This window comes from Metapseudomonas cellulosilytica (assembly GCF_049334135.1).
Taxonomy (GTDB): Bacteria; Pseudomonadota; Gammaproteobacteria; order Pseudomonadales; family Pseudomonadaceae; genus Metapseudomonas.
This window is the reverse complement of sequence record NZ_JBHZGN010000013.1, coordinates 76,485-102,962: the sequence shown is the minus strand read 5'-3', so window position 1 is coordinate 102,962 and position 26,478 is coordinate 76,485. Positions and strand designations below refer to the sequence as shown.

The following is a 26,478-nucleotide window of genomic DNA, read 5'->3' as shown; positions in this document are numbered from 1 at the left end:
CGAGAGCAGGCTTCCCGTAGGTTGGGCCGAGCTCCGCGAGGCCCAACAGTGCACGGTCTCGGCGTTGGGTGTTGGGTGTTGGGCTTCGCTACGCTCAGCGCCAACCTACGCGAGACGGACCGTCAGTCCACCGTAGCCGTGCTGGCCGGCGTCACCAACCAGTTCGATGCACCCCTTGGCGGCCAGTTCACGGGCGCGCCATAAGGTGAAGAAATCCGTGGCGAAGAAGCCGTCGTTGTGTCCCATCAGGTCAGCCATCACGCGAGACAGCGGTTGCCAGTCAGGGGTACAGGCGGCAAGCAGCAGTGCATCCACCAAGCGGTGGTCCTCTCCATGGAAAGCATCGTCGCGCCAGCGACGGATATCCGCGTTGGCCGCCACGGCAGCATGCCACTGTGCGGCCAACCGGGACCGGCGCCCGGCATCGACATGCCGTGGCAGGTAGTAATCACTCAGAACCGAAGGGTCGATCATGCCCACCGCGCGGCGCCGCTGGACACGGCTATCGCCGGTGCCACAAGCCACCTCCCAGAGCGGTAGGTCACTGCCGTCCAGAGCTGCAGCTACACGGGCCAGCATCAATTGCTCGGCACAGCTGTCGCCATGCCAGACGGTGACCGGCTGCGCCTGCCGCGCCAGACCGGCGAGCCAGTCGGCATCGGCGCTGAGATCGGGACCGAAGTCCGGCCGGGGCGTCACCGCACTTGGCCAGACCGCCAGCCAATACTGCGCGCGAGCGGCGCAGGGGGGCTGGTCGATGTCCGCCAGCGGGCCCACGGCCAGGTCATCACGCAGCACGCGAAGATGTACGTCGGCCGCGGCATCGCCAATCACCCGGCGAACACCGACCGCCGCCACATCGCCGCACACCAGATGCCACATAAGCCCTCCTTGGCTTTCGGGTTACTCGCTGGGTTTCTTCAGCTTGGGATTGGGGAAGAACTGCACCCCATGCACCTTCGGATCGGCCGGCTTGGGCGCCACCTGGTTGACCCGCGTACCCAGTTCCTTCGGCACCGACAGGCCCTGGGCATTGAGGGTGTCGGCATAGCCACAGGCCACGCATTCGCGGTGTGGCACGCCGTCCTCGTCCCACATCTGGATCTTGTCCATTTCGCTGCACGCCGGGCAGACGGCCCCGGCGATGAAGCGTTTCTTGGTCGTTGTCATGCCGCGTCCTCCGTCAGGCCACTATGGCGCAGCAGGGCGTCGATGGAGGGCTCGCGACCACGGAAGTCGACGAACAGCACCATGGGCTCCTGGGAACCGCCGCGGGCCAGGATGGCCTCGCGGAAGGCGCGGCCGGTAGCCGGGTTGAGCACGCCTTCCTCCTCGAATCGGGAGAAGGCGTCGGCGGACAGTACTTCCGCCCATTTGTAGCTGTAGTAACCGGCCGCGTAACCGCCGGCGAAGATGTGGGCGAAGCTGTTGGCGAAGCGGTTGAACACCGGCGGACGCATCACCGCCACCTCGTCGCGGATCGCCTCCAGCACCTGCAGGACGCCACGACCGTCGCCGTGGGTGGCATGCAGTTCGAAGTCGAACAGGGAGAATTCCAGCTGGCGCACCATCATCAGGCCGGACTGGAAGTTCTTCGCCGCCAGCATCTTGTCCAGGAGGTCCTGGGGCAGGGGCTCGCCGCTCTGGTAATGGCCGGAGATCAGCGCCAGGCCCTCGGGCTCCCAGCACCAGTTCTCCATGAACTGGCTAGGCAGCTCCACGGCGTCCCAGGCCACGCCGTTGATGCCGGAAGCGCCGGCGTGCTCGACACGGGTCAACAGGTGGTGCAAGCCGTGGCCGAACTCGTGGAACAGGGTAGTGACTTCGTCGTGGGTAAGCAGGGCCGGCTTGTCGCCCACCGCCGGGGTGAAGTTGCAGACCAGGTTGGCCACCGGGCTGACCAGATCGCCATGGGCATTGCGGCGCTTGTCGCGGGCACCGTCCATCCAGGCGCCGCCGCGCTTGTTGGCGCGGGCATAGAGGTCGAAGAAGAAGCGGCCGACGTGCTGACCGTTCTCGCTGATCTCGAACAGGCGCACATCCGGGTGCCAGGTGTCGAAGCCGGACAGCTCGCGAATCTCGATGCCATAGAGCTTCTGCACGATGGCGAAGAGGCCCGACAGCACCTTGTCGACAGGGAAGTAGGCGCGCAGGGTTTCCTGGGAAATGCTGTAGCGCTGCTCACGCAGCTTCTCGCTGAAGTAGCCCACGTCCCAGCTCTGCAGGTCGGCCACGCCACGTTCGGCGGCGAAGGCCTTGAGTTCTTCCAGGTCCTTGGCGGCGTAGGGCTTGCTGCGCTTGGCCAGGTCACGCAGGAATCCGAGCACCTGCGGGGTGGACTCGGCCATCTTGGTGGCCAGGCTCAGGTCGGAGAAGTGCTCGAAGCCCAGCAGGTGGGCCAACTCCCGGCGCAGATCGAGGATCTCGGCCATCACCGGGCCGTTGTCGTTCTGCCCGGCATTCGGGCCCTGGTCGGAGGCGCGGGTGCTGTATGCGGTGTAGACCTCTTCGCGCAGGGCGCGGTCGTCGGCGTAGGTCATCACCGCGTAGTAGCTGGGGAACTCCAGGGTGATCAGCCAGCCGGCGATACCCTTGGCCTCGGCGGCCTGCTTCATCTGCGCCTTGGCCGAGTCGGTGAGGCCGGCCAGGGCCGCTTCGTCGTCAACCTGTTTGGTCCAGGCCTGGGTGGCGTCGAGCAACTGGTTGGAGAAGCGGCTGCCGAGCTCCGACAGCTTCATCTGGATTTCACCGTAGCGCTGCTGCTTGTCGGCCGGCAGGTCGATGCCCGACAGGCGGAAATCGCGCAGGGCGTGGTCGAGGATGGTCGTCTGCGCCACATCGAAACCGGCGGATTCGGGACTCGCGGCCAGGGCCTCGTAGGCCTGGAACAGGGCGCGGTTCTGGCCGATCTCGGTCCAGTACTCGGACAGCTTGGGCAGGCAGGCCTCATAGGCGTTGCGCAGTTCGGCGTTATTGCACACGGCGTTCAGGTGGCTCACCGGGCTCCAGGCACGGCCCAGGCGCTCGCCCAGCTCGTCCAGCGCCAGCACCAGCCCGCTCCAGGTCGGCGTGCCGTCCTGCTGCTCCAACAACGCGGCGATGGCGGCGCGGTTGTCGGCGAGCACCGTCTCGATGGCGGGCTGGACATGTTCGGGGCGGATCGAGGAGTAGGGTGGCAGGTCGAAGTCCTGCAGAAGGGGATTGCTGGAGCTCACGGCATTCACCTGTTACGTCTGGGTGGGGTTGATAGAGCAGCAGGAACGAGAGAGGGGGCGCAAGGCCCCCTCGACAATCATTTTCTTCTTCTGGTTCGGGACAAATGCCAGGAACCGTTCGTTGGCAGACCGCTGACGCCCCTGGCGATCTTCTGAATCTCTCCGCCCCGACGCAGATAGGCTGCGACATGAGCTGCGAGGGATTCACGGGTTTCCGTTGCCGCTTGAGGTTTGGCCCTGCTTGCAGATGATCTGATATGCAAGGTAGTCATAAACGCTCTCCTTTTCCAAAGGCGGCCAGGCATTATGCCAGATTATTGACACTCGTGCCGGAAAGGGGATGCAGCCAGGGACAACCGTCGCCAAGGTCAGCTGGGTCGACGGCGCCCATCTTAATTACAATCGCCTGCTGATGCAGCCTCAGGAATCGCTATGAACCCGATCAGAACCTATCAGGGCCTCACCCCACAATTCGGCGAACGGGTCTTCGTCGACGCCTCTGCCGTGGTCATCGGCGACGTGCAACTGGGCGATGACAGCTCGGTCTGGCCCCTGGTGACCATCCGCGGCGACATGCACCGCATCCGTATCGGTGCGCGCACCAGCGTGCAGGACGGCAGCGTGCTGCACATCACCCACGCCGGCCCCTTCAACCCGGACGGCTATCCGCTGGAAATCGGCAACGACGTGACCATCGGCCACAAGGCCCTGCTGCACGGCTGCACCGTGGGCAGCCGGGTGCTGATCGGCATGGGCAGCATCGTCATGGACGGCGCGGTGATCGAGGACGACGTGGTGCTCGGGGCCGGCAGCCTGGTGCCGCCGGGCAAGCGCCTGGAGAGCGGCCACCTCTACGTTGGCAGCCCGGTGAAGCAGGCCAGGCCGCTCACCGACAAGGAAAAGGCCTTCTTCACCTACAGCGCCGCGAACTACGTGAAGCTGAAGGACCTGCATATCGCAGAAGGCTACGACGCACGGAGCGAATGAGCAGCATGCATTACCGGAACATCCTCTTCGACCTGGACGGCACGCTCACTGACCCGCGCGAGGGCATCACCCGCTCGGTGCAGTACGCGCTGGCCAAACTGGATATCCACGAGCCGGACCTGGCGAATCTGGAGCACTTCATCGGCCCGCCGCTCTTGCAGTGTTTCATGCAGAGCTATGAGCTCAGCGAGGAGCGCGCCTGGGAGGCGGTGAACCACTACCGCGACCGCTTCAAGGTCACCGGCCTATACGAGAACCGCGTATTCGATGGCATCGACGCGCTGCTCGGACGCCTGCGCGAGCAGGGCCGCACGCTCTATATCGCCACCAGCAAGCCAACCGTCTTCGCCCGGGAGATCGCCCGCCACTTCGGCTTCGACCGGCACTTCCGGCACATCTACGGCAGCGAACTGGACGGCACCCGCACCAACAAGGTGGAGCTGATCGCCCATCTGCTGGAAGAGGAAGGCCTGGACCGTACCGACACCCTGATGATCGGCGACCGCAAGCACGACCTGATCGGTGCCAACCGCAATGGCCTGCACGGGGCAGGGGTGGGCTATGGCTTCGGCAGCCGCGAGGAACTGCTGGGAGAAGCGCCGGCCTATTTCTTCGCCAGTCTGGATGAGCTGGGCCGGGCGTTTGGTTGAAGGGGAGCGATGTCACATTCTGTGGGAGCGATTTCAATCGCGATGCAGGTCGAAGGCCTGCCCTGCGGTATTCCCAGGGGGCCGCTGCGCGGCCTTTCGCGAATGAATTCGCTCCTACAAAGGCCCCCTGCCATCCGGGGGATCAGTCGTCATTGCGCTGGTAGATGATCTTCTTGGTGCCGTTCTCGCAGGAGCCGACCACCATGTTCTGGTCCTTCACTTCGTCATTCGGCACGATTTCCAGGGTGTAGCTGGTCACCCCGGCGGCCTGGATCTTCACCTCGATCTCCTGCTTCAGCTCCTCGCAGGGTTTGGGTTCCGCCAAGGCGGTTCCCGCCAGCGCGCCCAACATCAGGATTACAGCAACTCTCTTCATCGCCTACTCCATTTCCTGGATTTCCTGGCCGTTGGACTGACGACCAGCCAGGCAAGTTCTAGCGGTTCGCCATCAGGCTTTCCAGTGCCTGAGTGCGCTTTTGCTGAGACAGCTCGCCCAACTCACGTGCGCGCTGATAGAAGGCGGGCCAACTTCCGCCTGCCGCACGGAACAGCGCGGAAAACGCCGGCACCCACTGGTCGTAGAGGCCGAAAGGCAGCAGCTTGGCGTTGTTCATGGGCCCCTCCACCCAGGCGTCGTAGCGATTGAAGCCCCCCCAATCGCGGTCTCGCATGGCACGGTAGTCGCGGCGCAGGCGCTCGAACTCCTCGGCCTTGGCCTGACGCATGCTCTCGATGGGCAGGCCGCTGGCGTAAAGACGCTCCAGGCGCTCACGGGTATCCAGCACCAGGCGGGTCAGGCGGTCACGGCGCTCGCTCTCTGCATCGTCACCAGACGCCAGGCCGCGGCTGGCGCGCCACTGCCTCAAGCCCTCGCGCTCGACGAAGCTGGCGAAGGACTCGTTGAAGGCGGTATCTCCCGGCACGTAGAGGCGCTGGTGGGCGAGCTCGTGGAAGATCAGCGCGGCGAGGCGATCGTCGTCCCAGCGCAGCATGGTGTTGAGCAGGGGGTCATCGAACCAGCCCAGGGTGGAATAGGCCTCGACGCCACCGACCCAGGTGTCCAGCCCCTCCTGCCCGAGCAACGCCGCGGCGCCGCGCGCCCGGCCCAGTTCGTAGTAGCCGCGATAGGCGACGCAACCGGCTACAGGGAAGCAATGGGTCTGCGGCTGCAGGGAAAATTCGGGGGTGGCGAACAGGTTCCAGACCACATAGGGCCGCTGGATGTCGGCATAGACCCGGTAGCTGCCGTTGTCCGGCAGTCCCAGTCTGGCACTGGCGAAGGCCCGCGCCTCCTGGGTGCGGGCCAGTCGCTGGCGCAATTCCGGTGCCTGCGCGGGGTCGTCGATCAGCTTCTGGACCGGCTGGCGGGCATACAGCAGCGCCAGCTGCCCGCGGGCCAGTTGGCCGTAGTAATCCAGAGTGGAACAACCGCTCAGCAGCCAGGCGCCCAGCAGGGGAACCGAAAGGCGGCGGACGCGGTCAAGCATTTCGATAAGAAGGGTGGTCGGCATGCCGCGACACTAGCGCATCAGAACCGCCCACTGCCATCGACCGGAGTCTTTCATGCGCCTTCTGCTGATTGTCCTGCTGCTGAATCTCGGCGGCTGTGCCCTGCTCATGCCTCGCCACGATCCGAACCAGGCCTGGATCGACCTCGATCAACAGGGTGGCCAACAACTCCAGGCGAGCAAGGTGGACAACCAGACCCTGTCCGACACGCGCTTCTTCCAGGTCAGCCCCGGCCGCCACGAACTGGAGATGCGCCTGGAGTTCGAGGTCGGGGGCCACGACATCGGCCAGGGCACCACCAGCTACCGCCGTACCTGCCTGCTGAAGCTGGCCTATGGGGACTTCGCTGCTGGCGCGCGCTACCAGCTGGAAGCCGGCGGCATTGGCTTCCGCCCATGGGCGCGGCTCTACGACGAAAGCAACCGGGAAGTGGCCAAGGCACAGGAAAGTCGCTGCGGCGACGTCTGAAATTTCCGACATGGGGTTATGCTGGAAGGGTCCACCCCGTGAGGAGATCCGTCATGCGCACGCTGTTGGCCCTGATGCTGCTGGCCAGCCTCACCGCCTGCGCCAGCAAGCTGCCGGAACCCAATCCACGAATGGCCTGGATCGACATCGCTCCCGATCCCAGCGACACCCTCATGGCCGACCGCCTGGACGGCAAGCGCTGGGATGACGGCCGCTACTACCAGGTGATGCCCGGCAGGCATGAACTGGAGCTGCGCTACCGGTTCGAAGCCGGGGGCGGGGGCGGCGGCTTCAAGATGGACTCCGGCCCCACCATCATCACCTGCTACATGGAGCTGCATTACGACAGCTTCCAGCCCGGCCGGCGCTACCGGGTGGAAGCACGCAATGCCGCGAACCAGCCCATGGCCTGGCTCTACGACTCGCAGCGCAACGTCCTCGCCCGCCACGAGATATTCCCCCGCTGCGGGCCTTTCTGAGTAAGGAACTCGCTGCGTATTTCACCCACGCAGGTCCGCGAGGATCTCGAATGCGCGCAGCCTGTGTTCGTGCTGGTAGAGGTCGCAGGTGAAGATCAGCTCATCGGCATCGGTCTGCTCCAGCAGCACCTGGAGGCGCGCGCGAATCTTCTCCGGCCCGCCTACCATGGCCATGGCGAGGAAACTGCCCACGGCATCCTTCTCATGGGGCAGCCAGCGACCCGCCATGCTCTCCACCGGCGGGCGCAATACCAGGCTTTCGCCACGAATCAGGGCAAGCACCCGCTGGTACACGGTGGTGGCGAGAAACTCCGCCTCTTCGTCGGTGGGCGCCGCCACGAGGGGAACGCCCAGCATCACGTAGGGCTTTTCCAGCACCGCCGACGGACGGAAGTGATTGCGATAGACGCGAATCGCCTCGTGCATGTAGCGCGGCGCGAAGTGCGAGGCGAAGGCATAGGGCAGGCCCTTCTGTCCGGCCAGCTGAGCGCTGAACAGGCTGGAGCCGAGCAGCCAGATGGGCACCCTGGTGTCCACCCCCGGCATGGCGATCACCTTCTGCCCCGGTTGACGCGGACCGAGGAGCATCTCCAGCTCGTCGACGTCCTGCGGGAAGTCGTCGGCGTTGCCCAGGCGGTCGCGGCGCAGGGCGCGGGCGGTGAGATGGTCGGCGCCCGGAGCCCGGCCCAGGCCCAGCTCGATGCGCCCCGGATAGAGGCTGGCCAGGGTGCCGAACTGCTCGGCCACCACCAGCGGCGCGTGGTTGGGCAACATGATGCCCCCCGAACCCAATCGGATGCTGGACGTGCCACCGGCGAGGTAAGCGAGCAGCACGGCAGTGGCGGAGCTGGCGATGCCATCCATGTTGTGGTGCTCGGCCACCCAGAAGCGCGAGAAGCCAAGATGCTCGACATGACGGGCGAGCTCCAGGGAGTTGTGCAGGGCCTGGGTGGCGCCGCCGTGGTCACGGACCGGCGCCAGGTCGAGGACGGAGAGGGGCAGCTTGGATAGGGCGGGCATGGCATAAGACCTTGGCAGGGGACAGGCGCGGAGCCAAATCCGAGTGAATCAGTGGGTCTTACTCTAGGGATTGCCGCCCAAGGCCGCTAGAAGGCACTTTTCGGTAACCAGGGCACCGCGAGGTAAGGAATGGGCCGGCAATGGCGGCCGGCCCGGGGCGACCATACGCAATCAATTGCGCTGGTAGACGATCTCCTTGCTGCCACCGTCGCAGGTGCCCACCACCTGCTTGCCGGCGGAGCTGCCCTTGTCGACGATTTCCAGGCTGTAGGAGGTGACGCCCTTGGCCTTGAGCTTGGCGTCGATCTCCGCCTTGAGTTCCTCGCAGGGCTTCACGGCGGCGAAGGCCGAACCGGCCAGGCTGAACAGGCCGATGGCCAACAGCAGTTTCTTCATGGGTAACGCTCCCTCGTGATAGTTGAAGGCTCGCAAGAGCCATCCACGCCCCGCCTTGTTCCACAAAGGCCGGGGGCGGACGGTCAGAGCCTAACCGAATTCAGGCCGGAGAGGACGTGCGTCACCCCACGCTCCCGCTGGGCGCGGGCGAAGCCTTCAGCTGTCACTGATCCGGAAGCCGATCTTCAGGGTCACCTGGTAGTGGCCGACCCGACCGTTCTCGATATGCCCACGGGTTTCCACGACCTCGAACCAATCCATGTTGCGTATCGTCCTCGCCGCTTCGACGACGGCGTTGTTGATCGCCTCATCGATGCTGTTGCGCGAGGACCCGACGATCTCGATCTTTTTGTAGGTGTGGTGATCAGACATGGCGCATCTCCTGTGGGGGCGCGGATGGGTTCCCCAGCAAGGCTAGCCAAGATTGCCGCTATCGGCCCGCCAGTTCCTGACGCAACCAGTGGGCCAGCCGCTCGGCGCGACGGTCCAGCTGCCTTGCCGGCACCCAGAGCGCCAGGCGCGCCGGGGTCTCGACGAAGCCCCAGGGCGCCACCAGCCGACCGGAGGCCAGTTCGTCGGCCACCAGCTGCTGCGGGGCGATGGCCACGCCCAGACCCGCTACGGCGGCCTCCAGCAGGTAGTAGAGATGCTCGAAACCCTGGCCCAGTTGCAGCCCGGCGGCGTCGAGGCCCTGGGCGACCGCCCACTGCGGCCAGGCCTGGGGCCGCGACACGGTATGCAGCAGGGCTTCTCCCAGCAGGTTTTCCGGTGTGGCGGAGGCGAGTGCGGCATAACGGGCGTAGCGCGGGCTCAGCACCGGGCCGATGGATTCGCCGGCCAGCTCGAAGACCCGCATGTCCGCGGGCCAGGGCGGCTCGGCGAAGCAGAGGGTGGCGTCGACACCGGGGCGACGCGGGTCGAGTTCGCCCTCGCTGGCGGAAAGCTGCAGGCGCAGTTCAGGAAGTTCGCGATTGAGCCGGTCCAGCCGCGGGATGAACCAGCGCGCCAGCAGGCTGCCCGGACAGCCGAGGACGAAGGGCGAATCCTCGCTGCGTTTCTGCAGGTCGGCACAGACGCCGCGCAGGCGCTCGAAGGCTTCACCGGCGGCGTCCCGCAGGCGCTGCCCGGCATCCGTGAGTTTTACACCACGGCCATCCTTGCTGAACAAGGCCACCCCAAGCTCCTCCTCCAACAAGCGCACCTGCCGGCTCACCGCGCCGTGGGTGACGTGGAGTTCTTCCGCAGCGCGGCTGATGCTCTGCAGCCGGGCGGCAGCTTCGAAGGTGCGCAGGGCGTTCAGCGGGGGCAAGTCTCGGCTCATGGCAATCTGTGAGTTTTGCTGACAGATGAAAGCAATCTAATCGCTTTTCCGGCGCCCGGCCAGCGGTAGAATGGCCCCCATCGGATACCACTCCCAGGAGTTCCACCATGACTTCACTGCGCAACGGCCCCGACGCCAAGGGCCTGTTCGGTGCCTTCGGCGGCCAGTACGTCGCCGAGACCCTGATGCCGCTGATCCACGACCTGGCCCGCGAATACGAGAAGGCCAAGGATGATCCGGAATTCCAGAAGGAGCTGGCCTACTTCCAGCGCGACTACGTCGGCCGCCCGAGCCCGCTGTATTTCGCCGAGCGCCTGACCGAGCACTGCGGCGGCGCGAAGATCTACTTGAAGCGCGAAGAGCTGAACCACACCGGCGCGCACAAGATCAACAACTGCATCGGCCAGATCCTCCTGGCCCGCCGCATGGGCAAGAAGCGCATCATCGCCGAGACCGGCGCCGGCATGCACGGCGTGGCGACCGCCACCGTGGCCGCCCGCTTCGGCCTGCAGTGCGTGATCTACATGGGCACCACCGACATCGACCGCCAGCAGGCCAACGTCTTCCGCATGAAGCTGCTGGGCGCCGAGGTGATCCCGGTCACCGCCGGTACCGGCACCCTGAAGGACGCGATGAACGAAGCCCTGCGCGACTGGGTGACCAACGTCGACACCACCTTCTACCTGATCGGCACCGTCGCCGGCCCGCACCCCTATCCGGCCATGGTCCGCGACTTCCAGGCCGTGATCGGCAAGGAAACCCGTGAGCAGCTCGCCGAACAGGAAGGCCGCCTGCCCGACAGCCTGGTCGCCTGCATCGGCGGCGGCTCCAACGCCATGGGCCTGTTCCACCCCTTCCTCGATGACGACAGCGTCAAGATCGTCGGCGTCGAGGCCGCCGGCCACGGCATCGAGACCGGCAAGCACGCCGCCAGCCTGAACGGCGGCGTACCGGGCGTGCTGCACGGCAACCGCACCTTCCTGCTGCAGGACGAGGACGGCCAGATCATCGACGCCCACTCCATTTCCGCCGGCCTGGACTACCCGGGCATCGGCCCGGAACACGCCTGGCTGCACGATATCGGCCGCGTCGAGTACACCTCGATCACCGATGACGAAGCCCTGGCCGCCTTCCACACCTGCTGCCGCCTGGAAGGCATCATCCCGGCCCTGGAGAGCTCCCACGCCCTGGCCGAAGTGTTCAAGCGTGCGCCGAACCTGCCGAAGGACCACATCATGGTCGTCAACCTCTCCGGCCGTGGCGACAAGGACATGCAGACCGTGATGCATCACATGCAACAGGAGCAGAAGGCATGAGCCGCTTGCAGACCCGCTTTGCCGAGCTGAAAGAACAGAACCGCGCCGCCCTGGTGACCTTCGTCACCGCCGGCGACCCGGACTACGACGCCTCCCTGGCCATCCTCAAGGGCCTGCCGGAGGCCGGCGCCGACGTCATCGAACTGGGCATGCCCTTTACCGACCCGATGGCTGACGGCCCCTCCATCCAGCTGGCAAACATCCGCGCCCTGGCCGGCAAGCAGAACCTGGCCAAGACCCTGCAGATGGTTCGCGAATTCCGCGCCGGCAACCAGGCCACTCCGCTGGTGCTGATGGGCTACTTCAACCCCATCCACTACTACGGCGTCGACCGCTTCATCAGCGATGCCAAGGAAGCCGGCGTGGACGGTCTGATCGTGGTCGACCTGCCGCCGGAACATAACGAAGACCTCTGCCACCCGGCCCAGGCCGCCGGCATCGACTTCATCCGCCTGACCACCCCGACCACCGACGACAACCGCCTGCCCACCGTGCTCGAAGGCAGCTCCGGCTTCGTCTACTACGTCTCGGTGGCCGGCGTCACCGGCGCCGGCTCCGCCACCCTGGAACACGTGCAGGAAGCCGTCACCCGCCTGCGTCGCCACACCCAGCTGCCGGTGTGCATCGGCTTCGGCATCCGCACCGCCGAACACGCCGCTAACGTCGCCCGACTGGCCGACGGCGTGGTGGTGGGCTCCGCCCTGGTGGACCAGATCGCCAAGGCCGAATCCCCGGAACAGGCCGTGAACGGCGTCCTCAGCCTCTGCAAGACCCTCGCCGAAGGCGTCCGCGGCGCCCGCGCCTGACGTATCGGCCCGGAATGAAGCCCACCCTACGGCGAGGATCAACCTTGTAGGGTGGGCTTCAACCCACCGATTCCGGCGCTACAGGTCGTACTCGATCGCGCCATCTTCCAGATCGCTCAGGTCCAGCGGCCGCATCGCGCCCATCCACATGGGGTAATCGCGGTGATCGCGCAGGTCGCTGCCGGTGATGGGGTGCACCAGCACGGTGAGGCCGTTGCGGTTCAGCGCCAGCCAGGGGATCACCTCACCGAACAGCTCGGGCTTGAAGGCAAGCTGGCAGCTCCAGTCGGGGTGTGGGCCGACGGGCCTTTCGTGGACGCGCCCCATCTTCAGCGTAAAGCGGCGGGCGGCCTCTTCGCAGAGGGCGCGGGCCTGGTCGATGCTGGTGGCGTCGAAGTAGACGTGGGCGTGGTAGCCCTTGATCCGAGGGGTGGGCGTCTGGGTCATATGGCGATTCCTTCCCGATGCTTGATGAGCGGGGCCTGGCGGGCCTCGTCGCCCAGTTCCTGCTGCAACCAGTCGACGAAGCATTTCATCAGCCGCGCGCGGCGCTTGCGCTCGGGCTGCACCAGGTAATAACCGAAATCCGAACTGATGCGAGTGTCCAGCAGGGGCACCAGCAGGCCCTGGTCGAGCAGTTCGTCCACCAGGTAGCGCCAGCCGATGGCCACGCCCTGGCCGGCGATGGCGGCCTGGATCAGCAGGGTGTAGTTGTCGAAACGCAACATGCCCGAACCTGGCGGCTGGACGATGCCCAGTTCGCGGAACAGCGCGTTCCAGTCGAACCAGCGGGTGCGCACCTCGGGCTTCAGATGCAGCAGCGGCAGTTCCGCCAGGGCCGCCACCGGCAGCGGCCAGGCGCGCCCGGCCAGCAGGCGCGGGCTGCAGATGGGGAAGACTTCCTCACGGAACAGCAGCATGGCCTCGCCATGCTTGAAGCGGCCGTCGCCGAAGGCGATGGCGATGTCCACCTCCGAACGCAGCATGTTCATGGTGCGATCGCTGGTGACGATGCTGACGTCGATCTCCGGGTTCGCTTCGTGGAAGCGATGCAGGCGCGGCATCAGCCAGTAGGCGGCGAAGGCGAAGTCGGTGGCCACCTGCAGCACCTCGTGCTGCGGCCGCGAGCCAATGGCCTCGAGCCCGGCGCTGATGGCCTGCAGCCCCTCCTGGACATGCAGGAACAGCAGGCGGCCGGCGTCGGTCAGCTCGATGCCACGGTAGACACGGTCGAACAGGCGGGTCGCCAGCTGCTTTTCCAGGCGCTGGATCTGCTGGCTCACCGCCGGCTGGGTGGTGCCAAGCTCCACCGCCGCGGCGGTGAAGCTCAGGTGACGGGCAGCGGATTCGAAGACCCGCAGCAGGTCCAGGGAGAGTTCAGCTTGTAGTTCTGCCATAACGTTTGCTTATCCGAGTCATGTCCCGCCGTGCGGTTTACCGGGAGATTGTCCGGCGCAATCATCGTTCTCAGCACTTTCGCATAATTCGACAGTATGGATAAGCGAACGATGAAACGCCCCAATATCCTCTTCATCATGGCCGACCAGATGGCCGCGCCGCTGCTGCCCTTCTACGCGTCCTCGCCGATCAAGGTGCCGAACCTGTCGCGGCTCGCCGCCGAGGGTGTGGTCTTCGATTCGGCCTACTGCAACAGCCCGCTCTGCGCACCCTCGCGCTTCACCCTGGTGAGCGGCCAGTTGCCCTCGAAGATCGGTGCCTACGACAACGCTGCCGACTTCCCGGCCGATGTGCCCACCTACGCCCACCACCTGCGCCGCCTGGGCTACCGCACGGCGCTGTCAGGCAAGATGCACTTCTGCGGCCCGGACCAGTTGCACGGTTACGAGGAGCGCCTGACCAGCGACATCTACCCGGCCGACTATGGCTGGGCGGTGAACTGGGACGAGCCGGATGTGCGCCCGAGTTGGTACCACAACATGTCCTCGGTGCTGCAGGCCGGGCCCTGCGTGCGCACCAACCAACTGGATTTCGACGAGGAGGTGGTGTTCAAGGCGCGCCAGTACCTCTACGACCACGTGCGCGAACACGCCGATCAACCCTTCTGCCTGACGGTGTCACTGACCCACCCGCATGACCCATACACCATCCCCGAGGAATACTGGGACCTGTACCGTGAGGAGCAGATCGAGCTGCCCCGCGTGCACTTCACCGACGGGGAGCAGGACCCGCATTCCCAGCGCCTGCTCAAGGTCATCGACCTCTGGGGCAAGCCGCTGCCCGAGCACAAGGTTCGCGATGCCCGACGTGCCTACTACGGCGCCTGCAGCTACGTCGACGAACAGGTCGGCCGCCTGCGCAAGACCCTGGCCGACTGCGGCCTGGACCAGGACACCATCATCGTGTTCTCCGGCGACCATGGCGATATGCTTGGCGAGCGCGGCCTCTGGTACAAGATGCACTGGTTCGAGATGGCCGCGCGGGTTCCGCTGCTGGTCCACGCCCCCGGCCGCTTCCAGGCAAGGCGGGTGAGCCGGTCGGTGTCCACCGTCGACCTGCTGCCCACCCTGGTGGAACTGGCCGGCGGCACGCTGGAGCCAGGCCTGCCACTGGACGGCCGCTCCCTGTTGCCGCACATCAGGGGCGAAGACGGCCATGACGAGGTGCTGGGCGAGTACATGGCCGAGGGCACCACCAGCCCGCTGATGATGATCCGTCGGGGGCCGTACAAGTTCATCTATTCGGAACAGGACCCCTGCCTGCTGTTCGACCTCACCAACGACCCGCAGGAGCTGGAGAACCTCGCCGCTTCCCGCGACCACCAGGCCCTGCTGGAGACTTTCCTGGCCGAAGCCCGGACGCGCTGGGACATCCCCGCCATCCACCAGGCCACCCTGGCCAGCCAGCGCCGCCGCCGGTTCGTCGCCGAGGCCCTGACCCACGGCAGGCTGAAGAGCTGGGACCACCAACCCTTCGTCGACGCCAGCCAGCAGTACATGCGCAATCACATCGACCTGGACGACCTGGAACGCCGCGCGCGCTTTCCCCAACCCTGACCCACTCTTGCGAGGAACCAAGGCATGAAGACGATCAATGCAGTGCTTGCCGGCGGCGTGCTGCTGACCGGCTTGGCGTTCAACGCCCAGGCGGAGGACGCCAGTTGCGCGACAGTGAAATTGGGGGATCCGGGCTGGAGCGACATTGCCGTGACCAACGGCGTGGCACGCTTCCTCCTGGATGGGCTGGGCTACCGCACCGAAGCCCCGACCCTGGCGGTGCCCATCATCTTTGCCGGCCTGCACAAGGGGCAGATCGACGCTTTCCTCGGCAACTGGATGCCGGCCCAGCAGAGCAACTACGACAAGTTCGTCGCCGCCGGCAGCGTCGACAAGGTGGCGCAAAACCTCAGCGGCACCGAGTACACCCTGGCGGTGCCGCGCTACGTCCATGACGCGGGCGTGAAGACCTTCGCCGACCTGGACAGGTTCGCCGACAAGTTCGACAGGAAGCTCTATGGCATCGCCTCCGGCTCACCGGCCAACGAGTCGATCCGCCAGATGATCGCCAAGGACGAATTCGGCCTGGGCGACTGGACGCTGGTGGAGTCCAGCGAGCAGGCGATGCTGGTGCAGGTGGGCAGGGCGGTGAAGCGCGAGCAGTTCGTGGTGTTCCTCGGCTGGACGCCGCACCCGATGAACGTGCAGTACGACATGACCTACCTCAAGGGTGGCGAGAAGTATTTCGGCGAGAGCGGTAGCGTGAACACCCTGGCGCGCAAGGGCTACGCCGCGCAGTGCCCGAACGTCGGCAAGCTGCTGACTAACCTGCAGTTCACCCAGGAGATGGAGAACTCGATCATGAACCAGGTGCTCAATGGCAATACCAACAACGACACGGCGGTGAAGGCCTGGCTCAAGGCCAATCCCACGGCGATCGAAGGCTGGTTGCAGGGCGTGACCACACGCGATGGCGGCAATGCCGTAGCGGCGGTGCAGGCGAAGCTCTGAACCCGGTGGGGGCGGACCCTGCCTGTAGGGGCGAATTCATTCGCCAAGGGCAGAGCAGCTGCCCCTTGCCGCTCCCGAACGGCAGACCTTCGGCCTGCTTGGCGAATGAATTCGCCCCTACAAGAGCCTCGCCCAACGTGAAACTCGCCACCCTGTTCCCCTTCCTCACCTGGCTGCCTTCTGCCCGCCCGCGCAGCCTCGGCCAGGACGCCCTGGTAGGGCTGACCGGGGCCATCCTCGCGCTGCCGCAGTCCATCGCCTACGCGCTGATCGCCGGACTGCCGGCGGAGTACGGGCTCTATGCGGCGGTGGTGCCGGTGATAGTCGCCTGCCTCTGGGGTTCGTCGCAGCACCTGATCTGCGGGCCGACGGCGGCCATTTCGGTGGTGCTCTTCGCCAGCGTCAGCCCGCTGGCATTGCCAGGCAGTCAGGACTACATCGGCCTGGTACTGCTGCTGACCTTTCTCGCCGGCGCCTTCCAGTGGCTGATCGGGGCATTGCGCTTCGGCTCCCTGGCCAACTTCGTGTCGCAGTCCGTGGTGCTCGGTTTCACCCTGGGTGCCGCGCTGGTGATCGCCCTCGGCCAGGTGCCCAATCTGTTGGGCCTGTCGAACCTGGAAGGGCGCGCCACTGCCTGGCAGAGCGCCCTGGCGCTGGCCGATCACGCCCGCGAGGTGCACTGGCCTTCGTTGCTGGTAGCGGCCTTGACCCTGGGCCTGTCGATTCTGGTGCGCAGCCTGTGGCCGCGTCTGCCGGCGCTGCTGATAGGGATCATCGGCGGCAGCCTGCTGGTGCTGGCGCTGCCAGGCAGCTTTGCCGGCGTCGCCCTCGTGCAGCCCTTCAGCGGCAGCCTGCCACCGCTGGCCTCGATCCGCTTCGATGCCGAGGACCTGCTGCGCCTGCTACCGTCCGCAGTGGCGTGTGGCCTGCTCGGGCTGGTCACCAGCCTGTCCATCGCCCGTGCCCTGGCCGGTCAGTCGCGACAGGTGCTGGACGCCAACCAGGAAACCCGTGGCCAGGGCCTGTCCAACCTGATCGGCGCATGGTTCTCCGGCTACCTCTCGGCAGGCTCCTTCACCCGCTCCGCGCTGAATCTGCAGGCCGGTGCCCAGTCCCCCCTGGCCGGGGTGTTCTCGGCGCTCTGGGTGGCGCTCTTCGCCCTGTTGGGGGCGCGGCTGATCGCCCACATCCCGCTGCCGGCCATGGCGGCGAGCATCCTGCTGATCTGCTGGGGGCTGCTGGACGGCGGTGCCGTGCGCCAGCTCTGGCGTGTGAGCCGGGCGGAGTTCGCCGTGATGGCACTGACCTGCGCCGCGACCTTGCTGCTGGAACTGCAGACGGCCATCTACGCCGGGGTGCTGGCATCGCTGTTCTTCTACCTCAAGCGCACCTCCCAGCCCCGTGTGCTGCAAGGCAGGGAAGGGGACACCGAGGTACTGCGCATCGAGGGTTCGATCTTCTTCGGCGCCTGCCCCTACCTGCAGAAGCTGATACAACGCAGCCGCGCCGATCGCCTGGTGCTGGACGCCCACCATGTGAACTTCATCGACTACGCCGGGGTGAGCATGCTCCACGAGGAGGCCCGGCGCCTGGGTGAGGAAGGGCGCAGCCTGGTGCTGCGCCGTGCCCGCCCGCAAGTGGAGCAGGAGCTGCGCAAGCTGGAGGGCGAGGGCAGTGGCCTGTTGATCGAGGGGTGACCCATCCTACAAAGGCGAAGCCCACCGAGTTGCGCCGCAGACTAGCCCTGCGCCAGCTGGCGACGCAGTTCGGCCAATACCGGCGCGCTATCGGGCAGCACGCCGCGCCAGAGCAGGAAGGCTTCGGCGGCCTGCTCCACCAGCATGCCCAGGCCGTCGAGGGTGCGCGCGGCGCCCTGCTCGGCGGCCCAGCGGTTGAAGGCGGTCAGGTCCTTGCCATACATCATGTCGTAGCAGACCGTGTGGCCCGGCTTGATCAGGCTCGGCGAGATGGCCGGCAGGTCGCCGGCGAGGCTGGCCGAGGTGCCGTTGATGATCAGGTCCACCGGCTCTTCCAGCCAGTCGAAGCCGGCGGCGGACACCGGCCCGAGGTCAGCGAAGAGCTGGGCCAGGGCCTCGGCCTTCTCCACGGTGCGGTTGGCGATCACCAGGGCCGCCGGCCGTTCCGCCAGCAATGGCTCGATCACGCCCCGCGCGGCGCCACCGGCGCCCAGCAGCAGGATGCGTTTGCCGGCCAGGGACAGCCCGGCATTGCGGGTGAGATCGCGGACCAGGCCGGCGCCATCGGTGTTGTCGCCGAGCAGGCTGCCGTCATCCAGCTTCTTCAGGGTGTTCACCGCGCCGGCGCGCTGCGCGCGGGCGCTCAGGCTATCGGCCAGCTGGTAGGCCTGCTCCTTGAAGGGCACGGTGACGTTGCCGCCACGACCGGTGGCGAAGAACTGCCGGGCACAACCGCTGAAGTCATCCAGGGGCGCCAGCATCGCCTCGTAGGTGAGCGGTTGGCCGGTCTGTTCGGCGAACAGGCGATGGATCAGCGGCGACTTGCTGTGGCCGATGGGGTTGCCGAATACGCAGTAGCTGTCCATCAGAGGCCCGCCTCTTTCAACCAGTCTCGGTCCTTGAGGAAGTACTCGGTGAGGCGCGCCTCTTCGCTGCCCGGCGCAGGCTTCCAGTCATAGCCCCAGCGCACCTGCGGCGGCAGGGACATGAGGATGGACTCGGTACGCCCGCCCGACTGCAGACCGAACAGGGTGCCACGGTCGAACACCAGGTTGAACTCGACGTAGCGGCCACGGCGGAAGGCCTGGAACTCGCGCTGCTGCTCGGTGAAAGGGGTGTCCTTGCGCTTCTTCAGGATCGGCAGGTAGGCCTCCAGGTAGGCGTCACCAATGGCGCGCATGAAGGCGAAGCTGGTATCGAAGTCCCACTGGTTCAGGTCGTCGAAGAACAGGCCGCCGATGCCACGCGGCTCATTGCGGTGCTTGAGGTGGAAGTAGCGGTCGCACCATTCCTTGTAGCGCGGGTAGACATCCGCGCCGAAGGGCGTGCAGGCGTCTCGGGCCACCCTGTGCCAGTGCACGCAGTCTTCTTCCACGGCGTAGTAAGGGGTCAGGTCGAAGCCACCGCCGAACCACCAGACCGGCTCCTCACCTTCCTTCTCGGCACAGAAGAAACGCACGTTGGCGTGGGAGGTGGGTACATGGGGATTCTCCGGGTGGATCACCAGGGACACGCCGAGGGCCTGGAAGCCGCGCCCGGCCAGTTCAGGGCGATGGGCGCTGGCTGACGGCGGCAGGTTGGCGCCGAAGACGTGGGAGAAGTTCACGCCACCCTTTTCGATCAGCGCACCGTTCTCGATCACCCGGGTGCGGCCGCCGCCGCCGGCAGGGCGGGTCCAGGCGTCTTCGAAGAAGTCGGCCTTGCCGTCCTCGGCCGCCAGGACGGTGCAGATGCGGTCTTGCAGATCGAGCAGGTAGGCCTTCACGGCCTCGATACGGTCAGTCACGTGGTCAACCTTGGAAGCGGGTGGGGTGGCGGAAAAATGAGCAGGCAAGCATACCACCGCCAAAGGCGGCTGGTGGCTTGACGGGAGTCAAGGCGAGGCGTTGGATGGGAGCTTTTCCGACCAGGAGGTTGCAAGCATGGCCAAACGCATCCAGTTCTCCGCCTACGGCGGTCCGGAGGTCCTCGAGTACGCGGACTACCAACCGGCGGATCCGGGGCCGCAGGAAGTGCGGGTGCGCAACCGCGCCATCGGCCTGAACTTCATCGATACCTATTACCGCAGCGGCCTCTATCCGGCACCGAACTTTCCCACCAGCCTTGGCACCGAAGGAGCGGGCGAGGTGGAGGCGGTGGGTAGCGCCGTGACCCAGTTCAAGGTGGGCGATCGCGTCGCCTACGCCACCGGGCCGCTGGGCGCCTACAGTGAGCTGCACGTGCTGCCGGCGGACAAGCTGGTGCGCCTGCCCGTCAGCATCAGCTTCGAACAGGCCGCGGCGGTGATGCTCAAGGGCCTGACGGTGCAGTACCTGCTGCGCCAGACCTTCCCGCTCGCGGGCGGTGAAACCATCCTCTTCCATGCCGCCGCCGGCGGTGTGGGCCTGATCGCCTGCCAGTGGGCCCGCGCCCTCGGGGTGAAGCTGATCGGTACCGTCAGCTCTGCCGAAAAGGCCGCGCTGGCCAAGGCCAATGGCGCCTGGGCGACCATCGACTACAGCCATGAGAATGTGGCGCAGCGGGTGCTGGAACTCACCGATGGCAGCAAATGCCCGGTGGTCTACGACTCGGTAGGCAAGGACACCTGGGAAACCTCCCTGGATTGCGTGGCGCCGCGCGGCCTGCTGGTGAGCTTCGGCAATGCCTCGGGCCCGGTGACCGGGGTCAACCTGGGGATCCTGGCGCAGAAGGGGTCGCTCTACGTCACCCGGCCGACCCTGTTCGGCTATGCAAGTACGCCGGAACGCCTGCAGACCATGGCGGACGAGCTGTTCGCGCTGATCGCCGATGGCCGCATCAAGGTGGAGATCAATCAGCGCTTCGCCCTGGCCGATGCCGCCAAGGCCCACAGCGCCCTGTCGGCGCGCCAGACCACCGGTTCGACCGTGCTTATCCCCTGAGCACCCGTCCGCTGACCAGGTCGCGGATCACGCTGGGGTTACGGCGCCCGCCGAGGGCGCCGCCCAGCACCGCGTCGAGCGTGTCGCCGAAGTACTGCTGCACGCGCAGGCGCGAGTAGGCGGCGGGGCGGCCGGTAGGGTTGGCGGAGGTGGACACCAGCGGGCCCACGAGGGCGCAGAGGTCGCGCACCAGGGGGTGGTCGCTGACCCGCAGGGCAACGCTGTCGTGCCGGCCGGTGATCCACTCCGGCAGCAGGTCCTGGTGCGGCACCAGCCAGGTGTTGGGGCCCGGCCAGGAGCTGGCGAGCTGGTCGATCCAGGCGTCCGGCAGGCCTTCGAGGAGGAAGTCGAACTGGCGGATGTTGTCGGCCACCAGGATCAGCCCCTTCTCCACCGGACGCTCCTTGAGGGCCAGCAGGCGATACACCGCATCCTCGTTCCAGGGATCGCAGCCCAGCCCCCAGACCGCCTCGGTGGGATACGCGATCACCCCGCCCTCACGCACAACCCGCGCCACTTGCTGCACTCGCCAACTGCTGACCATCACCCGCTCCCGCATGTCCTGATCGGCAAAGTGTACAAGGCTCAACCTCGGCGATGCACCCAGCAACCCGCCTCGCGGGCTATGTGGCCCTGCAGTTCGAGATCGGTGAGTTCGGCGAGCAGGCGTGGCAACTCCCAGCCACAGGCGAGGGCCAGCGCCTCGCTGCTGTAGGGCGCCGCACGCAGCAACTCGAGCAGCGGATGGTCCACCTGCACCGCGACCTCGGCCTCTGAATCGGGAACCACGGCCTGCCACCCGCGGAGAGCTTCGAGGATGTCTTCCACCGTCTCCACCAGGGTCGCGCCCTCGCGGATCAGTTGGTGGCAGCCGCGGGCACCGGGATGGTGGATGGAGCCGGGAATGGCGTAGACCTCGCGGCCCTGTTCGACAGCGAGGCGGGCGGTGATCAGCGAACCGCTGGAAGGGCTGGCCTCCACCACTAGCACGCCAAGGGACAGGCCGCTGATGATGCGGTTGCGCCGGGGGAAGTTGGCCGGGTGGGGCGGACAGTCCAACGGCAGTTCGGACACCAGCGCACCGCCTTCGGCGACGATTCGCGCGAACAGGCCGCGATGGCGGTTCGGATAGACCCGTTCGAGGCCGGTACCGAGCACCGCCACGGTGGCGCCACCGGACTCCAGCGCGCCGAGATGGGCGGCACCGTCAATGCCCAGGGCCAGGCCGCTGGTGATGACGAAGCCGCCGCCGGCCAGGCTGCGGGCGAAGGAGCGGGCGGTGTCCAGCCCGGCCGCCGAGGCGCGCCGGCTGCCCACCATCGCCAGTTGCGGGCGCTCCAGCAACGCGGCATCGCCGGCGACGAAAAGCAGCGGCGGCGCGTTGGCCAGCTCGCCGAGCAGCGCGGGGTAGGCGGGATCGTCCCAACACAGCAGCCGGTGGCCGGGCATTTCCAGCCAGGCGAGGGCGTGGGCGGCGGCATCACGGATTTCCGGGCTGCGCCGCGGGTCGGCGGAGGCTTCCGGCAAGCCCAGGGAGCGCCAGGCGGAAGCGGGCGCACTGAGGGCGGCGGAGGCGCTGCCAAAAGCCTGGATCAGACGGCGGAAGCGGGCGGAGCCGAGTTCGGGGAGGCGGTGCAGACGCAGGCGAGCCTCCAGCTCGGCGGGGGAGATTGATGGCATGTCGATCGGTCCTTGATCGCGCCGCCGATGCGGCAGAACCGCCACCAATACAACAAGCCCCCGCAGAGCGGGGGCTTGGAGGTGTTACGGGTTGTGTACCTTGTCCATCACCGAGAGCTGGCGGGTGGCGGCAAGGATCAGGCCGTAGCTGAGCTTGTCGTAGGTACGGAACACCATCAGCAAGCCGGCGCGCTCGTCCGGGATCTTGATGAATTCGTCGGTCACGCGGTCACGCACGGTTTCGCCGGTCTTGTAGACCGCCAGCACGTTGCCTTCCACCAGGCCGTCGCGCCGGCCCTTGTTGATGGTGACCACGTCGAACTGGCCGATCTGGGTCACGCCACGCGGCACGTCCAGGATGATGCCGCTGACATCGCGCTCCGGCGCGCTGGGCATGAAGGTGGAATTGATCGCGCGTTCCTCGGTGGGAAACAGGCGATCGCCCAGGCGCACTTCCTGGGTGGAGCGAGTCAGTTGCAGGGTGCCGATATCACCTTCGTCGGCCACCATCTCGCCGCCACCGATGTCGTCGGCGTTGATGCCGAGGAACTCCTGGGTATCCGGATCGAGGTAGGTCTTGCCCTGGCGGAAGATGCCGTAGACAGGCTGTTCGTGGGAGAAGTTGCCGCGCGCATAGACGCGGTCTCCGGCACCGCTGACAACACGCTCGGCATTGCCGGCGACGATATAGGGCGCAGCCTCGAATTCCTTGGGATCGTCAATGATGCGGTTGGTCAGCAGGAAGGCGTTGATGGCTTCCAGCGGGATGGTCGGGATGGCTTCGGCCATCGGCGTGCTGCGCACCTGTGGCGAGAGCTTGATGGTGCCGCGGGATGCACCGCGATTGAGCATCAGGCGTGGCTGGCCGTCGACGTAGACCAGGCTGAGCACATCGCCCGGGTAGATCAGGTGCGGGTTATCGATCTGCGGGTTGGCGTGCCAGATTTCCGGCCATTTCCAGGGCTGGCGGAGGAATTTGCCGGAGATGTCCCAGAGCGTGTCGCCCCGGACCACGGTATAGCGCTCCGGATGCCCTTCCTTGAGTTCCACCGCAGCCTGGGTCAGGCCACTGGCGGCCAGGAGCAGCAGGGCGAGTAGTGATTTCCTCATGCGGTGAATCCCTTTATTATGTTCATTCACATGAAACGCCCTGAGAGCCGCCCCAACCGGGCTCTGCAGCCGTTTTTCGATGCTGCGCACCATCTTAGCAGCGGATTTTCAACTTATTCCACAAGTGCATCACAAACGCATATGGCGATTCTGAACATTCTCGAATTCCCCGATCCGCGCCTGCGCACCATCGCCAAACCGGTGGCGGTGGTGGACGACTCCATCCGCACGCTGATCGACGACATGTTCGAAACCATGTACGCCGCTCCGGGTATCGGCCTGGCCGCCACCCAGGTGAACGTGCACAAGCGCGTGGTGGTGATGGACCTGTCGGAAGACAAGTCCGAACCGCGGGTCTTCATCAACCCGGAGTTCGAATCCCTGACCGAGCAGATGGACCAGTACCAGGAAGGCTGCCTCTCGGTACCGGGTTTCTACGAGAACGTCGACCGCCCGCAGAAGGTGAAGATCAAGGCCCTGGACCGCGATGGCCAGCCCTATGAGCTGATCGCCGAAGGCCTGCTCGCCGTGTGCATCCAGCACGAGTGCGACCACCTCAACGGCAAGCTCTTCGTCGACTACCTGTCGTCCTTGAAGCGCGACCGCATCAAGAAGAAGCTGGAAAAGCAGCACCGCCTCCAGGCGTGATTCCCCCGATCCCAAAGGCTTGCCCCGGCAAGCCTTTTTCTTTAGCGAGTACCCATGACTGAGCCACTGCGCCTCGTCTTCGCCGGCACCCCGGAGTTCGCCGCCGAGCACCTCAAAGCCCTGCTGGGCTCCCGCCACCAGATCGTCGCCGTCTATACCCAACCCGACCGTCCCGCCGGCCGTGGCCAGAAGCTGATGCCCAGCCCGGTCAAGCAGCTGGCGGTGGAGCACGGCATTCCGGTGCTGCAGCCGCCGACCCTGCGCGACGCAACCGCCCAGGCCGAGCTCAAGGCCCTGGATGCCGACCTCATGGTGGTGGTCGCCTACGGCCTGATCCTGCCCCAGGTGGTGCTGGACACCCCGCGCCTCGGCTGCATCAACAGTCACGCCTCGCTGCTGCCACGCTGGCGTGGTGCGGCGCCGATCCAGCGCGCGGTACAGGCCGGCGATGCGGAAAGTGGCGTCACGGTGATGCAGATGGAAGCCGGCCTGGACACCGGGCCGATGCTGCTCAAGGTCACGACTCCGATCTCGGCCGCCGACACCGGCGGCAGCCTGCACGATCGCCTGGCCCAGCTGGGCCCGCAGGCCGTGCTGCAGGCCATCGACGGCCTGGCTGCCGGCACCCTGGAGGGTGAAGTCCAGGACGACGCCCTGGCCAACTACGCCCACAAGCTGAACAAGGAAGAGGCACGCCTGGACTGGAGCCGCCCGGCCGTCGAGCTGGAGCGCCTGGTGCGCGCGTTCAACCCCTGGCCGATCTGCCACAGCAGCCTCGATGGCGAGCCGTTGAAGGTCCTGGCCGCTGACCTCGGCGAAGGCAAGGGCCAGCCCGGGCAGATCCTCGCCGCCAGCAAGGACGGCCTCATCGTGGCTTGCGGCGAAGGCGCCCTGCTGCTCACCCGCCTGCAACTGCCCGGTGGCAAGCCGCTGAACTTCGCCGATCTCTACAACAGCCGTCGCGAGCAGTTCGCCGTGGGCAAGGTGCTGGGCGCATGAACCCGCGTCTCGCCGCCGCCCGCGCCCTGGCCGCGGTCCTCTCCGGCAAGGCATCCCTGGGCAGCAGCCTGCCGCCGGTGCTGGACAAGGTGGAGCCTCGCGACCGCGCCCTGGCCCAGGACCTCGCCTTCGGCGCCGCCCGTTGGCAGCCGCGCCTCGCCGCCCTGGCCGAGCGCCTGCTGCAGAAGCCTTTCAAGGCAGCCGACAAGGACGTGGAAGCCCTGCTGCTGGTGGGCCTCTACCAGCTCTTCTACACCCGTATTCCCGCCCATGCCGCCATCGGCGAAACCGTCGGCTGCTCAGACAAGCTGAAGAAGCCCTGGGCCAAGGGCCTGCTCAACGCCGTGCTGCGCAACGCCCAGCGCCAGGGCGAGGCGATCTTCGCCGAGCTGGAACGCGACCCGGCAGCACGCACCGCCCACCCGCGCTGGCTGCAGAAGGCCCTGAAGGCTGCCTGGCCGGAGCACTGGGAGGCGGTCTGCGCGGCGAACAACGCCCATCCGCCGCTGATCCTGCGGGTCAATCGCCGCCATGGCAGCCGCGACGCCTACCTGGCCGAACTGGTGCAGGCCGGAATCGCCGCCGAGCCCTGTGCCTTCAGCCGCGACGGCATACGCCTGGCCGAGGCTCGCGATGTGAAGACCCTGCCGGGCTTCGCCGAAGGCCGCGTCAGCGTGCAGGACGAAGCCGCACAATTGGCCGCCGACCTGCTGGAACTGGCGCCCGGCCAGCGTGTCCTGGACGCCTGCTGCGCGCCCGGCGGCAAGACCTGCCACGTCCTCGAGGCCGAACCCGGCCTCTCCGAAGTAGTGGCAGTCGACCTGGAAGAAAGCCGCCTGGTGCGCGTACGCGAGAACCTCGAGCGCCTCGGCCTCAGCGCCCGGCTGATCGCTGCCGATGGCCGCGACACCGCCGGCTGGTGGGACGGCAAGCCGTTTCAGCGCATCCTGCTGGACGCGCCCTGTTCGGCCACCGGCGTGATCCGCCGCCACCCGGACATCAAGCTGACCCGCAAGGAAGAAGACATCGCCGCCCTGGCGCAGCTCCAGGGCGAGTTGCTGGACGCCCTCTGGCCGACCCTGGAAGTGGGCGGCGTGCTGCTCTACGCCACCTGCTCGACCCTGCCCCGGGAAAACAGCGACAACATCGCCGCCTTCCTCGCCCGAACCCCTGGTGCCCGCGAGCTGGACATCCCCGGCCCCTACGGATTGAAGCGACCCCATGGCCGTCAGTTGCTGGCGCAGGACAACGGCCATGACGGGTTCTACTATGCCAAGCTGATCAAGATCGCCGCTTCAGGGCGCGGCTAACG

30 protein-coding genes are annotated in these 26,478 nt (G+C 66.6%); 13 read left to right on the top strand and 17 right to left on the bottom strand.

Annotated elements, in window-relative coordinates; translation table 11 throughout:
* Positions 1-105: 105 nt before the first annotated feature.
* The 4 genes from ACFW0H_RS17760 to ACFW0H_RS17745 form a co-directional block, all read right to left on the bottom strand.
* Complete coding sequence (locus tag ACFW0H_RS17760) at positions 106-882, bottom strand: DUF1835 domain-containing protein (RefSeq protein WP_422915182.1); 777 nt, start codon at positions 880-882, stop codon at positions 106-108.
* A 21-nt stretch (positions 883-903) separates the two neighbouring features.
* Positions 904-1,170, bottom strand: a complete 267-nt coding sequence (locus tag ACFW0H_RS17755) for a YheV family putative zinc ribbon protein (protein WP_422915181.1) — start codon at positions 1,168-1,170, stop codon at positions 904-906.
* Positions 1,167-3,215, bottom strand: coding sequence for an oligopeptidase A (gene prlC / locus ACFW0H_RS17750; RefSeq protein ID WP_422915180.1), 2,049 nt, complete (start codon positions 3,213-3,215; stop codon positions 1,167-1,169). Before prlC ends, ACFW0H_RS17755 begins: the two co-directional genes overlap by 4 nt.
* Positions 3,216-3,292: 77 nt before the next feature.
* Positions 3,293-3,487, bottom strand: a complete 195-nt coding sequence (locus ACFW0H_RS17745) for a hypothetical protein (RefSeq protein WP_422915179.1) — start codon at positions 3,485-3,487, stop codon at positions 3,293-3,295.
* A 160-nt stretch (positions 3,488-3,647) separates the two neighbouring features.
* On the opposite strand from ACFW0H_RS17745, the gene ACFW0H_RS17740 reads away from it, so the two are divergent.
* Both ACFW0H_RS17740 and ACFW0H_RS17735 read left to right on the top strand, forming a co-directional pair.
* Positions 3,648-4,202 (top strand): gamma carbonic anhydrase family protein, encoded by a 555-nt coding sequence (locus ACFW0H_RS17740; protein ID WP_422915178.1) that lies wholly within the window; start codon positions 3,648-3,650, stop codon positions 4,200-4,202.
* Positions 4,203-4,207: 5 nt separating this feature from the next.
* On the top strand, positions 4,208-4,852 hold the full coding sequence (locus ACFW0H_RS17735) for an HAD family hydrolase (protein ID WP_422915248.1): 645 nt from the start codon (positions 4,208-4,210) through the stop codon (positions 4,850-4,852).
* A 142-nt stretch (positions 4,853-4,994) separates the two neighbouring features.
* On the opposite strand, the gene ACFW0H_RS17730 is transcribed toward ACFW0H_RS17735, so the two are convergent.
* Positions 4,995-5,228, bottom strand: coding sequence for a DUF1161 domain-containing protein (locus ACFW0H_RS17730; RefSeq protein WP_422915177.1), 234 nt, complete (start codon positions 5,226-5,228; stop codon positions 4,995-4,997).
* 58 nt (positions 5,229-5,286) lie between these two features.
* Positions 5,287-6,363, bottom strand: a complete 1,077-nt coding sequence (locus tag ACFW0H_RS17725; protein WP_422915176.1) for an aminopeptidase — start codon at positions 6,361-6,363, stop codon at positions 5,287-5,289.
* A gap of 52 nt (positions 6,364-6,415) precedes the next feature.
* On the opposite strand from ACFW0H_RS17725, the gene ACFW0H_RS17720 reads away from it, so the two are divergent.
* Complete coding sequence (locus ACFW0H_RS17720; protein ID WP_422915175.1) at positions 6,416-6,829, top strand: PA0061/PA0062 family lipoprotein; 414 nt, start codon at positions 6,416-6,418, stop codon at positions 6,827-6,829.
* A 53-nt stretch (positions 6,830-6,882) separates the two neighbouring features.
* Positions 6,883-7,308 (top strand): PA0061/PA0062 family lipoprotein, encoded by a 426-nt coding sequence (locus tag ACFW0H_RS17715; protein WP_422915174.1) that lies wholly within the window; start codon positions 6,883-6,885, stop codon positions 7,306-7,308.
* 21 nt (positions 7,309-7,329) lie between these two features.
* On the opposite strand, the gene ACFW0H_RS17710 is transcribed toward ACFW0H_RS17715, so the two are convergent.
* From ACFW0H_RS17710 to ACFW0H_RS17695, 4 genes are all read right to left on the bottom strand, one after another.
* Positions 7,330-8,328: an LLM class flavin-dependent oxidoreductase gene (locus ACFW0H_RS17710; protein WP_422915173.1), complete on the bottom strand. Its 999-nt coding sequence runs from the start codon at positions 8,326-8,328 to the stop codon at positions 7,330-7,332.
* Between the two features lie 171 nt (positions 8,329-8,499).
* A complete protein-coding gene (locus ACFW0H_RS17705; RefSeq protein WP_422915172.1) occupies positions 8,500-8,724 on the bottom strand; it encodes a DUF1161 domain-containing protein in 225 nt (74 codons plus the stop codon).
* Positions 8,725-8,880: 156 nt separating this feature from the next.
* Positions 8,881-9,096 (bottom strand): dodecin, encoded by a 216-nt coding sequence (locus ACFW0H_RS17700; RefSeq protein ID WP_422915171.1) that lies wholly within the window; start codon positions 9,094-9,096, stop codon positions 8,881-8,883.
* 58 nt (positions 9,097-9,154) lie between these two features.
* Entirely contained in the window at positions 9,155-10,045 is an 891-nt protein-coding gene (locus ACFW0H_RS17695; protein WP_422915170.1) for a LysR family transcriptional regulator, read from the bottom strand.
* 107 nt (positions 10,046-10,152) lie between these two features.
* On the opposite strand from ACFW0H_RS17695, the gene trpB reads away from it, so the two are divergent.
* Entirely contained in the window at positions 10,153-11,361 is a 1,209-nt protein-coding gene (gene trpB, locus ACFW0H_RS17690) for a tryptophan synthase subunit beta (RefSeq protein WP_422915169.1), read from the top strand.
* Positions 11,358-12,167, top strand: a complete 810-nt coding sequence (trpA, locus tag ACFW0H_RS17685) for a tryptophan synthase subunit alpha (protein WP_422915168.1) — start codon at positions 11,358-11,360, stop codon at positions 12,165-12,167. Before trpB ends, trpA begins: the two co-directional genes overlap by 4 nt.
* Before the next feature lie 78 nt (positions 12,168-12,245).
* Here trpA and ACFW0H_RS17680 read toward each other — a convergent pair whose 3' ends face one another.
* On the bottom strand, positions 12,246-12,614 hold the full coding sequence (locus ACFW0H_RS17680; RefSeq protein ID WP_422915167.1) for a DOPA 4,5-dioxygenase family protein: 369 nt from the start codon (positions 12,612-12,614) through the stop codon (positions 12,246-12,248).
* Positions 12,611-13,564 (bottom strand): choline sulfate utilization transcriptional regulator, encoded by a 954-nt coding sequence (locus ACFW0H_RS17675; protein WP_422915166.1) that lies wholly within the window; start codon positions 13,562-13,564, stop codon positions 12,611-12,613. Before ACFW0H_RS17675 ends, ACFW0H_RS17680 begins: the two co-directional genes overlap by 4 nt.
* 111 nt (positions 13,565-13,675) lie before the next feature.
* Here ACFW0H_RS17675 and betC point away from each other — a divergent pair, with 111 nt between their 5' ends.
* The 3 genes from betC (at position 13,676) to ACFW0H_RS17660 (ending at position 17,829) form a co-directional block, all read left to right on the top strand.
* Positions 13,676-15,181, top strand: coding sequence for a choline-sulfatase (gene betC / locus ACFW0H_RS17670; RefSeq protein ID WP_422915165.1), 1,506 nt, complete (start codon positions 13,676-13,678; stop codon positions 15,179-15,181).
* A 24-nt stretch (positions 15,182-15,205) separates the two neighbouring features.
* Positions 15,206-16,132 carry a choline ABC transporter substrate-binding protein gene (gene choX / locus ACFW0H_RS17665; RefSeq protein WP_422915164.1) on the top strand — a complete coding sequence of 309 codons (927 nt, stop codon included), beginning with the start codon at positions 15,206-15,208 and terminating at the stop codon, positions 16,130-16,132.
* 137 nt (positions 16,133-16,269) lie between these two features.
* Positions 16,270-17,829 carry a SulP family inorganic anion transporter gene (locus ACFW0H_RS17660; protein ID WP_422915163.1) on the top strand — a complete coding sequence of 520 codons (1,560 nt, stop codon included), beginning with the start codon at positions 16,270-16,272 and terminating at the stop codon, positions 17,827-17,829.
* 41 nt (positions 17,830-17,870) lie between these two features.
* Here the strand turns inward: ACFW0H_RS17660 and aroE are convergent, their stop codons facing one another.
* Together aroE and hemF are read right to left on the bottom strand one after the other, a co-directional pair.
* On the bottom strand, positions 17,871-18,695 hold the full coding sequence (aroE, locus tag ACFW0H_RS17655) for a shikimate dehydrogenase (protein ID WP_422915162.1): 825 nt from the start codon (positions 18,693-18,695) through the stop codon (positions 17,871-17,873).
* The gene (hemF, locus tag ACFW0H_RS17650; RefSeq protein ID WP_422915161.1) at positions 18,695-19,615 is read right to left on the bottom strand and encodes an oxygen-dependent coproporphyrinogen oxidase; all 921 of its coding nucleotides are present in this window, start codon (positions 19,613-19,615) and stop codon (positions 18,695-18,697) included. Before hemF ends, aroE begins: the two co-directional genes overlap by 1 nt.
* 136 nt (positions 19,616-19,751) lie before the next feature.
* On the opposite strand from hemF, the gene ACFW0H_RS17645 reads away from it, so the two are divergent.
* A complete protein-coding gene (locus tag ACFW0H_RS17645) occupies positions 19,752-20,729 on the top strand; it encodes an NADPH:quinone reductase (protein WP_422915160.1) in 978 nt (325 codons plus the stop codon).
* Here the strand turns inward: ACFW0H_RS17645 and ACFW0H_RS17640 are convergent.
* The 3 genes from ACFW0H_RS17640 to ACFW0H_RS17630 all read right to left on the bottom strand — a co-directional run bounded on the left by ACFW0H_RS17640 (position 20,719) and on the right by ACFW0H_RS17630 (position 23,519).
* A complete protein-coding gene (locus ACFW0H_RS17640; protein WP_422915159.1) occupies positions 20,719-21,273 on the bottom strand; it encodes an L-threonylcarbamoyladenylate synthase in 555 nt (184 codons plus the stop codon). The genes ACFW0H_RS17645 and ACFW0H_RS17640 overlap by 11 nt on opposite strands.
* A 41-nt stretch (positions 21,274-21,314) precedes the next feature.
* Positions 21,315-22,409 (bottom strand): DNA-processing protein DprA, encoded by a 1,095-nt coding sequence (gene dprA, locus ACFW0H_RS17635; RefSeq protein ID WP_422915158.1) that lies wholly within the window; start codon positions 22,407-22,409, stop codon positions 21,315-21,317.
* 84 nt (positions 22,410-22,493) lie between these two features.
* Positions 22,494-23,519, bottom strand: a complete 1,026-nt coding sequence (locus ACFW0H_RS17630) for a LysM peptidoglycan-binding domain-containing protein (RefSeq protein WP_422915157.1) — start codon at positions 23,517-23,519, stop codon at positions 22,494-22,496.
* 141 nt (positions 23,520-23,660) lie between these two features.
* Here ACFW0H_RS17630 and def point away from each other — a divergent pair, with 141 nt between their 5' ends.
* Genes def through rsmB form a run of 3 tightly spaced genes read left to right on the top strand, consistent with a single transcriptional unit; the run spans position 23,661 to position 26,476 of the window.
* Entirely contained in the window at positions 23,661-24,167 is a 507-nt protein-coding gene (def, locus tag ACFW0H_RS17625) for a peptide deformylase (RefSeq protein ID WP_422915156.1), read from the top strand.
* Positions 24,168-24,221: 54 nt separating this feature from the next.
* A complete protein-coding gene (gene fmt, locus ACFW0H_RS17620) occupies positions 24,222-25,166 on the top strand; it encodes a methionyl-tRNA formyltransferase (RefSeq protein ID WP_422915155.1) in 945 nt (314 codons plus the stop codon).
* Positions 25,163-26,476, top strand: coding sequence for a 16S rRNA (cytosine(967)-C(5))-methyltransferase RsmB (gene rsmB, locus ACFW0H_RS17615; RefSeq protein WP_422915154.1), 1,314 nt, complete (start codon positions 25,163-25,165; stop codon positions 26,474-26,476). Before fmt ends, rsmB begins: the two co-directional genes overlap by 4 nt.
* Positions 26,477-26,478: the final 2 nt, after the last annotated feature.